The organism is Nocardiopsis yanglingensis (assembly GCF_045809185.1).
Lineage (GTDB): Bacteria > Pseudomonadota > Gammaproteobacteria > Xanthomonadales > Xanthomonadaceae > Stenotrophomonas > Stenotrophomonas yanglingensis.
Genome location: NZ_JBJNRH010000031.1, coordinates 1 through 7,213, shown reverse-complemented (window position 1 = coordinate 7,213; position 7,213 = coordinate 1). Strand labels below are relative to the sequence as shown.

General features: G+C 65.4%; 9 protein-coding genes and 1 other RNA gene. 3 read left to right on the top strand and 7 right to left on the bottom strand.

Features of this window, described 5'->3' with window-relative positions:
* Window positions 1-59: 59 nt before the first annotated feature.
* Window positions 60-1,411 (top strand): IS3 family transposase gene (locus tag ACJ7C5_RS21080; RefSeq protein ID WP_088026290.1). Its coding sequence is split into 2 segments (ribosomal slippage): window positions 60-507 and window positions 507-1,411, totalling 1,353 coding nucleotides; the frame shifts between segments, so codons are not numbered across the junction.
* A gap of 143 nt (window positions 1,412-1,554) precedes the next feature.
* On the opposite strand, the gene ACJ7C5_RS21075 is transcribed toward ACJ7C5_RS21080, so the two are convergent.
* The 7 genes from ACJ7C5_RS21075 to ACJ7C5_RS21045 all read right to left on the bottom strand — a co-directional run bounded on the left by ACJ7C5_RS21075 (window position 1,555) and on the right by ACJ7C5_RS21045 (window position 4,694).
* Window positions 1,555-1,998, bottom strand: coding sequence for a DUF192 domain-containing protein (locus tag ACJ7C5_RS21075; RefSeq protein ID WP_125894959.1), 444 nt, complete (start codon window positions 1,996-1,998; stop codon window positions 1,555-1,557).
* A 20-nt stretch (window positions 1,999-2,018) separates the two neighbouring features.
* The gene (gene rpiA / locus ACJ7C5_RS21070; protein ID WP_012512008.1) at window positions 2,019-2,666 is read right to left on the bottom strand and encodes a ribose-5-phosphate isomerase RpiA; all 648 of its coding nucleotides are present in this window, start codon (window positions 2,664-2,666) and stop codon (window positions 2,019-2,021) included.
* A 22-nt stretch (window positions 2,667-2,688) separates the two neighbouring features.
* The gene (locus ACJ7C5_RS21065; RefSeq protein ID WP_012512007.1) at window positions 2,689-3,168 is read right to left on the bottom strand and encodes an EVE domain-containing protein; all 480 of its coding nucleotides are present in this window, start codon (window positions 3,166-3,168) and stop codon (window positions 2,689-2,691) included.
* A complete protein-coding gene (locus ACJ7C5_RS21060) occupies window positions 3,165-3,758 on the bottom strand; it encodes a 5-formyltetrahydrofolate cyclo-ligase (protein WP_088027000.1) in 594 nt (197 codons plus the stop codon). The genes ACJ7C5_RS21065 and ACJ7C5_RS21060 overlap by 4 nt, the downstream gene beginning before the upstream one ends.
* A gap of 83 nt (window positions 3,759-3,841) precedes the next feature.
* Window positions 3,842-4,027: non-coding RNA, 6S RNA (ssrS, locus tag ACJ7C5_RS21055), on the bottom strand.
* 152 nt (window positions 4,028-4,179) lie between these two features.
* On the bottom strand, window positions 4,180-4,476 hold the full coding sequence (locus tag ACJ7C5_RS21050; RefSeq protein ID WP_005410899.1) for a cell division protein ZapA: 297 nt from the start codon (window positions 4,474-4,476) through the stop codon (window positions 4,180-4,182).
* Window positions 4,473-4,694: a TIGR02449 family protein gene (locus ACJ7C5_RS21045; protein WP_005410898.1), complete on the bottom strand. Its 222-nt coding sequence runs from the start codon at window positions 4,692-4,694 to the stop codon at window positions 4,473-4,475. Before ACJ7C5_RS21045 ends, ACJ7C5_RS21050 begins: the two co-directional genes overlap by 4 nt.
* A gap of 151 nt (window positions 4,695-4,845) precedes the next feature.
* Here ACJ7C5_RS21045 and ACJ7C5_RS21040 point away from each other — a divergent pair, with 151 nt between their 5' ends.
* Together ACJ7C5_RS21040 and ACJ7C5_RS21035 are read left to right on the top strand one after the other, a co-directional pair.
* Entirely contained in the window at window positions 4,846-5,394 is a 549-nt protein-coding gene (locus tag ACJ7C5_RS21040; RefSeq protein ID WP_032128368.1) for a YecA/YgfB family protein, read from the top strand.
* On the top strand, window positions 5,394-6,722 hold the full coding sequence (locus ACJ7C5_RS21035) for an aminopeptidase P N-terminal domain-containing protein (RefSeq protein ID WP_412704946.1): 1,329 nt from the start codon (window positions 5,394-5,396) through the stop codon (window positions 6,720-6,722). Before ACJ7C5_RS21040 ends, ACJ7C5_RS21035 begins: the two co-directional genes overlap by 1 nt.
* The last annotated feature ends 491 nt before the right edge of the window (window positions 6,723-7,213 follow it).

Genomic DNA, 7,213 nt, shown 5'->3' with positions numbered 1-7,213 from the left:
AGCCCCCAGGGTGAAGTGCCCCCCGGGAGTTGGACGCCAGATCCAACCCCGAGGGATACATGAACAAATACGACGCGCGTTTCAAACTGCAGGTCGCCAAAGAGGCCTGCAAGACCTCCACATCGGTCAAAGCCATTGCCCGTCGCCACGGCTTGGAGTTCTCCACGGTCAGGCGCTGGGTAGCGACCTATCGGCTGCACGGTTGGCGTGGGTTTCGCCGCCAGCCCCGGTCCTATGACCTCGCCTTCAAGCTGGCGGTCCTGGAGAAGATGAGCCGGGACGGCCTGTCCGGGCGGGAGGCCACCACCTACTTCCAGATTGGCGATGCCGGCGCAGTCGGGCAGTGGCGGCGCCTGTATGCTCAGGGTGGTGCCCAAGCGTTGGCACCGCCCCTGCCGCCGCCCCGAAAGCCGATGAAAAAGACCCGTTCGTCCAAGCCGCCTGAGGATATGAGCCGCGATGAGCTGCTCAAGGAAGTCGCCTATCTGCGTGCGGAGACCGACTACCTAAAAAAACTCGATGCCTTGATCCGGGAAGAGCAGGCGGCGCAGGACGCAAAGCGCAAGCCATCCAAGGATTGAGGCAGGTTCATACGTTGTCGCTTCTGCTCGAAGCGGCAGAGCTGTCACGCAGTACGTTCTATTACCAGAACCATGTCCTGGCCCATCCGGATCAGGATGAGGCAGCCCTGTGCGAGCGCATCCGTGCAATCTACGATCAAAGCCAAGGGCGTTATGGCTATCGCACGGTGACGCTGGAATTGGCCAACCAGGGCCATCGGACCAATCACAAGCGGGTACAGCGCCTGATGGGGAAGATGGGCCTGAAATCACGGGTACGCGTGAAGCGCTACCGGTCCTTCAAGGGGGCCGCCAATGTTGTGGTTGGCAATGAGCTCAATCGCCAGTTCCATGCCCAGCGGCCCAACCAGAAGTGGGTGACTGACGTGACCGAGTTCAAGGTGCAAGGCATGAAGCTATACCTGTCGCCGATCATGGACCTCTACAACGGCGAAATCGTGGCTTATCAGATCAAGCGCCAGCCCGTGTTCGATCTGGTAGGCCAGATGCTGGACGAAGCCATCAGCAAGCTTTCTCCGGATGAGCGCCCCATGATCCACTCCGACCAGGGCTGGCAGTACCAGCATGAAAACTACCGGCACATGCTGGAAAAGCACTCGTTGAAGCAAAGCATGTCCCGGCGTGGCAACTGCTTGGACAATGCGGCGATGGAGAGCTTCTTTGGGACGCTGAAGTCGGAGTTCTTCTACCTGAACAGCTTTGACAGCATCGAGAGTCTGGAGGCCGGGCTGGTGGAATACATCCAGTACTACAACGAAGAGCGCATCAAACTGAAACTGAAAGGCCTGAGCCCGGTACAGTACCGGGAGCAGGCCCAATCGGCCGCCTGAAACCGTCCAAGTCTCGGGGGTCACTTCAGGGATGGGTTTACGGCGTGTCCTGCAGGCCCACACCGCCCCGCCATCTCTCGGTAGCCAGCTTTTGCCTTTGATGTTGATTCGGCGGGTGCCGGGCGCAGCCCGGCAGAACCCTGTTACTCGATGCCCGGGCCGAAGGTCAGCTCGGTGCCGTCCTTCAGCTTGAGCTTCTCGGCCTGGCCGGCATTGAGCTCCAGCACGTAGCGCGCCGGGCCACCGCTGGGGTAGGGCGGGCACATGTCGCCGGCCGAGCACGGCGGCACGTCGCGCTGCTGGCTGACCAGCTTGCGCTGGCTGTCGAAGTACAGGATGTCCAGCGCAAGCTTGGTGTTCTTCATCCAGTACGCCTGCATTTCTTCGCGGTCGTGGATGAACAACATGCCGTGGTCAGCGGCCATCTGGTCGCGGAACATCAGCCCGCGCGCGCGGGTTTCATCGTTGGTGGCCAGCTCCACCTGGTAGCGCGCACCATCCAGCTCGACCCAGTGGCGGGCCGCATCGGTGGCACAGCCGGCCAGGGCCAGCAGCGGAAGCATCAGCAGCGAACGCAACAGCGACATCGTCAGGATCCTTGCAAAGGTCAGAGCACGACCGGCGGCTCGCCGCCGACGATCACCACATCGGCGCGACGGCGCGCGAACAGCCCGACGCAGACCACACCCGGCAGCTGGTTGAGCTCGCGCTCCAGCTTTTCCGGATCGGTGATCTGCAGGTTGTGGATGTCCAGGATCTGGTTGCCGTTGTCGGTCACCACGCCTTCGCGCCAGGTCGGCTGGCCGCCGGTCATGTCGCGGATCTGGCGGGCGATCAGGCTGCGTGCCATCGGAATCACCTCCACCGGCAGCGGGAACTTGCCCAGCACCGGCACCTGCTTGCTCGGGTCGACGATGCAGATGAAGCGCTCGCTGGCCTCGGCGATGATCTTCTCGCGGGTCAGCGCGGCACCGCCGCCCTTGATCAGGCACTTGTTGGCATCGCACTCATCGGCGCCGTCCACGTACAGCGACAGGTTGCCGCTGTGGTTCAGCTCGATCACCTCGATGCCGTGCTGCTTCAGGCGCGCGGTGCTCTGTTCGGAGCTGGACACGGCGCCCTTGATGCGGTGCTGGATGCGGGCCAGGGCATCGATGAAATAGGCAACGGTGGAACCGGTGCCGACACCGACGATCATGCCGTCTTCAACGTACTCGATGGCTTTCTCGGCGGCCAGGCGCTTGGCTTCGGACATGGGAGAACTCTCAGGCAGGGAATCAGGATTTCTTTTCCAGCGACAGCAGCAGCTTCCACTGCGCAGCGGTCACCGGGAACACCGACAGGCGGTTGCCCTTGGCAACCAGCGGGAAGCCTTCGCCCAGCGCCTCGGCGTGCAACTTGATCTCGTCCAGCGCGATCACCTGCTTGAGCTTGCGGTCGAAGGCCACGTCCACCAGCATCCAGCGCGGGTTCTCGCGCGTGCTCTTGGGGTCGTGATAGTCGGATTTCGGGTCGAACTGGGTGTCGTCCGGGTAGGCCGTGCTGGCCACCGTGGCCAGGCCGACGATGCCCGGCACCTTGGTATTGGAGTGGTAGAACAGGATGCCGTCGCCGACCTGCATGCCATCGCGCATGAAGTTGCGCGCCTGGTAGTTGCGCACCCCGTTCCAGGGTTCGACCTTGACCTTGGCCAGGTCATCGATGGAGAAGGCGTCCGGTTCGGACTTCATCAGCCAGTAGCGCTTGCGGGCGGTCATGCGTTCACGGGGGCAGCGGAGGGGAACAGGGTGCCGTCTTCGGTGCAGATCGCATCCACCGGCACGTCCCACGACGCCACCGGCAAGGACTCGACCTGCTGCACCGCGAATGCAGCACCGACCAGCCAGGGCGGCGCCGGCCGGTCGTGGCGGAAGGCGAAGCTGCGATCATACCAGCCGCCTCCCATGCCCAGCCGCCGGCACTGGGTGTCGAAGCCCACCAGCGGGGTCACCACCAGCGCCATCTGCGCCGGTTCCAGGGTGTCTTCCACCGCCACGTCCGGCTCGGGAATGCCGTAGCGGTTGCTGGTCAGTGGCTGCCCGGGGCGCCACGGTGCGAAGCGCAGCACGTCGCCCGCCAGCACCGGCAGGCAGTAGGTGAGCCGCTCGGGCAGCTGCAGCTGCCAGCGGTGCAGGGCGATCTCGCCATCCAGCGCCCAGTAGCCGGCCACGGCACCTTCGCGCGGGGCGAACGGCAGGGCCAGCAGTGCATCGGCGAGGGATTCGGCGGCGGCGATGCGCTCAGCGGCGGAAAGGTCGCGGCGGCGTTGCCGCAGGTCGTGGCGCAGGGCCTGTCGCGGGTCGGTCATGGCAGCGTGCGGCAAGGATCAGCCGTCATTGTGCCGGAAAGAACAAGGGCGACGCCCGAAGACGCCGCCCTTGCTGGAATATTGCATTCTCCGCAATGTCGATGCATGCGAAACGACCTTGAACCCGGGGGCTCAAGTGGGAACGCTGGAGAACCATCGGGCTTCCCGCTACAAGGCGGACCTGCACTCCCGGCGCTGTCGCGCTCCCGGTGTCGTTCTTAAGGGACAAGGCGAATGTTTGCACATGCCGTCGAGTACCGCAGAGAACGCGCGGCCATTATAGCCAGCACGCAGGATCTGGATAGGCCGTTCGTCGGCAACAGTCCGTGCCAATTCAGATATGAGAAAAGGGGACGGAGGGGATTAAGACGTTTCCGGCACGGAAGGGGCGAATGCGCCTTGATTCCCTCCGTTCCCTCTTCTACGGGGTGCCGTCGATCGCGCGGTCCAGGCGCCGGTTCAGGTCGGCCAGCGTCTGCTGCAGCGCCACCGCCTGGCGGGCGTTCTCATCGCGCAGCAACTGCAGTTCGTGGGCCAGGTTCAACGCCGCCAGCACGGCGACGCGGTCGACCGCGGCCATGCGGTTGCTGCCGCGGATTTCGCGCATGCGCGCATCGAGCAGGCGCGCGGCCGCCATCAGGCTGTCGCGTTCATCGCCGCCGACACCCACGGTGTATTCACGATCGAGGATGCGGACACTGACCGGTTCGGCGCTCATGTGTGCTGCTCCAGGGATTTGAGCCGGCTGATCATTGCTTCCACCCGCGAGCGTGCCTGCTCGTTCTTGGCCAGCAGCGTGGAACGCTCGGCCACCAGCTGTTCCTGCTGGTGGCGCAGGCTGCGGTTCTCCTCGGCCAGGCGCTGGTTGCGTTCAAGCAACGCTTCCACGCGGGCAGCGAAGTCCTGCAGCTGGGCAAGGGGATCGGCGGGTTCCATACGGGCACGATAGGCAAGCCGGGTAAGGGCGGTCAAGCGTTGTCGCAGCAAGGCCTGACGGTCGCAGAGAGGATGCCGTCGGGTTGCTACACTACCGGGTCTCACGGGCGCGCGCGCGCGCCCCGGGTTTCCTTTCCGAACGAGCCGCACGATGACCGAACTTCCCTCCGTCGACGACGTTACCCGCGCCAGCCAGGAACTGGGCCTGGGCGCCACCGCTGCCGAGCTGCACGGCGCACTGTGCGGCTGGCTGGCCGCCGGCGGCGCCCCCGGCAATGACTGGCCGGCGCGTGTGCTGGCCGACGACAACCTGCCGCCGGTGGCCGCCGACAGCGTGCTGGGGCAGCTGCTGCAGGTCACCATCAAGCAACTGGAAGACCGCGACTTCGCCTTCGAACTGCTGCTGACCGACGGCGACGACGTGTCCGCGCAGGCCGATGCCATGTTCAGCTGGACCCGTTCCTTCCTGGGCGGCTTCGGTCTGGGCAGCGGCGGCCGCCGCCCGACCCTGTCCGAAGAGGGCGAAGAAGCGCTGACCGACATGGCCAGCCTGGCCCGTGCCTCCAGCGAGGATTTCGAGGCCGGTGGCGATGACGATGACGAAGCCCTGTCGGAGATCGAGGAATTCATCCGCGTGGCGGTGCTGCTGCTGCACGGTGACGTGGTGCTGGCCTCGCGCCATCGGCAGCGCCTGAACTGATGGATATCAAGCAGCGCACCGGCATCGCGGCCGGCGAATACAAGCGTCGGCGCCGCCAGCTGATGGACATGGCCGGCGAGGACGCGATCCTGGTGCTTCCCGCCGCCGCCGAGAAGGTGCGCAGCCTCGATACCCATTACCCGTTCCGGCAGGATTCGGACTTCCAGTACCTGAGCGGCTTCCCGGAACCGGAAGCGGTGCTGGTACTGATCCCGGGCCGCCGTCACGGCGAGGCCATCCTGTTCTGCCGCGAGCGCGATGCCGAGCGCGAGGCCTGGGACGGCAGCCGCGCGGGCCAGGAAGGCGCGGTGGCGCAGTACGGCATGGACGATGCGTACCCGATCGATGATCTGGACGACATCCTGCCGGGCCTGCTGGAAGGGCGTTCGCGCGTCTACTACCACTTCGGCCGCGACGCGGATTTCGATCTGAAGCTGATCGGCTGGGTCAACCGCGTGCGTTCGCAGGTGCGTCACGGCGCGCAGCCGCCGCATGAGTTCCTGGAGCTGGGCCACCTGCTGCATGAGCAGCGCCTGTTCAAGTCCGGTGCCGAAGTGGCGTTGATGCATCACGCCGCGCAGATCAGCGTGCGTGCGCATCTGGCGGCAATGAAGGCGGCCCGGGCCGGCATCCACGAGTACGAACTGCAGGCCGAGCTGGAACGCGTGTTCCGTGCCAGCGACGCTGTGTCGGCCTACTGCAGCATCGTCGGTGCCGGTCGCAACGGCTGCATCCTGCATTACCGCGACAACAACGCACGTTCGCGCGACGGCGAGCTGGTGCTGATCGATGCCGGCGCGGAGTATCGCGGCTATGCCAGCGACATCACCCGCACGTTCCCGGTGAATGGCCGCTTCAGCGCCGAACAGCGCGCGCTGCATGACCTGGTCGGTGATGCGCAGGCCGCAGCACTGGCCCAGGCCAAGCCGGGCGTGCCGTACGAGGCCGGCCACCTGGCGGCGGTGCAGACCCTGACCGAAGGCCTGCTGCGGCTGGGCCTGCTGAAGGGCACGCTGGAGAAGAACCTGTCCGAAGGCCTGTACCAGCGCTTCTACCGGCACAAGACCGGGCACTGGATTGGAATGGATGTGCACGACGTGGGCGACTACCGCCTGGCCGGCGATTCGCGCCTGCTGGAGCCGGGCATGGCGTTCACCATCGAGCCGGGGCTGTACATCGGCGTGGACGATACGACGGTGGAACCGCGCTGGCGTGGTATCGGCATCCGCACCGAGGATGATGTGCTGATTACCGATGATGGCCATCGTGTGCTGACCGACGGCCTGGCGCGCAGCGCCGACGAGATCGAAGCGGTGATGGCGGGGTAAGTGGCTTTTCTGCAGGGCTTGCAGCCCTGCACCCGCTACAAGCCAGAGCAACAGCAACAGCGGGCTATCCGTGGGATGGCGGGGCACTGTGGGTTTGCGGGGACGCCGTGAATCCATCCCTGGAGGCTTGGTCGCGGCATCCATGCCGCTCACACCCCGCAAGCCCACAGTGCCCCGCCTTCGACAGGTTCACGCGGCTGTTGGTGGGTGCCGACCGTTGGTCGGCACATCTGTCAGGTATCGAATGAATCCTCCACGCATGGCGTGGATCTACTGGCGACTGCGGCGGTTGGAGCGCGCGGCTGTTGGTAGGTGTCGACCTTGGTCGACACAGAGCGAGCGCAGCGAGCGACCCGCTTTTGCTTTTCTTTTTTCTTTTCCGTGGTTGGACGCGCGCAGGAAACTGTCAGAGGTGGGGCGGGGTGGGGGGGGGGGGGGGGGCCCCGGGGGGGGGGGGCCCGCCCACCCCCCCCCCAGGTGTGAACACCGGA

What these genes read in the sequence shown, in the direction of transcription:
- ACJ7C5_RS21045 (WP_005410898.1), bottom strand. Translation starts at nt 4,694, where the DNA reads ATGGAACCCGCCGATCCCCTTGCCCAGCTGCAGGACTTCGCTGCCCGC.
- ACJ7C5_RS21065 (WP_012512007.1), bottom strand. Translation starts at nt 3,168, where the DNA reads ATGACCGCCCGCAAGCGCTACTGGCTGATGAAGTCCGAACCGGACGCC.
- ACJ7C5_RS21050 (WP_005410899.1), bottom strand. Translation starts at nt 4,476, where the DNA reads ATGAGCGCCGAACCGGTCAGTGTCCGCATCCTCGATCGTGAATACACC.
- ACJ7C5_RS21040 (WP_032128368.1), top strand. Translation starts at nt 4,846, where the DNA reads ATGACCGAACTTCCCTCCGTCGACGACGTTACCCGCGCCAGCCAGGAA.
- ACJ7C5_RS21035 (WP_412704946.1), top strand. Translation starts at nt 5,394, where the DNA reads ATGGATATCAAGCAGCGCACCGGCATCGCGGCCGGCGAATACAAGCGT.
- rpiA (WP_012512008.1), bottom strand. Translation starts at nt 2,666, where the DNA reads ATGTCCGAAGCCAAGCGCCTGGCCGCCGAGAAAGCCATCGAGTACGTT.
- ACJ7C5_RS21075 (WP_125894959.1), bottom strand. Translation starts at nt 1,998, where the DNA reads ATGTCGCTGTTGCGTTCGCTGCTGATGCTTCCGCTGCTGGCCCTGGCC.
- ACJ7C5_RS21060 (WP_088027000.1), bottom strand. Translation starts at nt 3,758, where the DNA reads ATGACCGACCCGCGACAGGCCCTGCGCCACGACCTGCGGCAACGCCGC.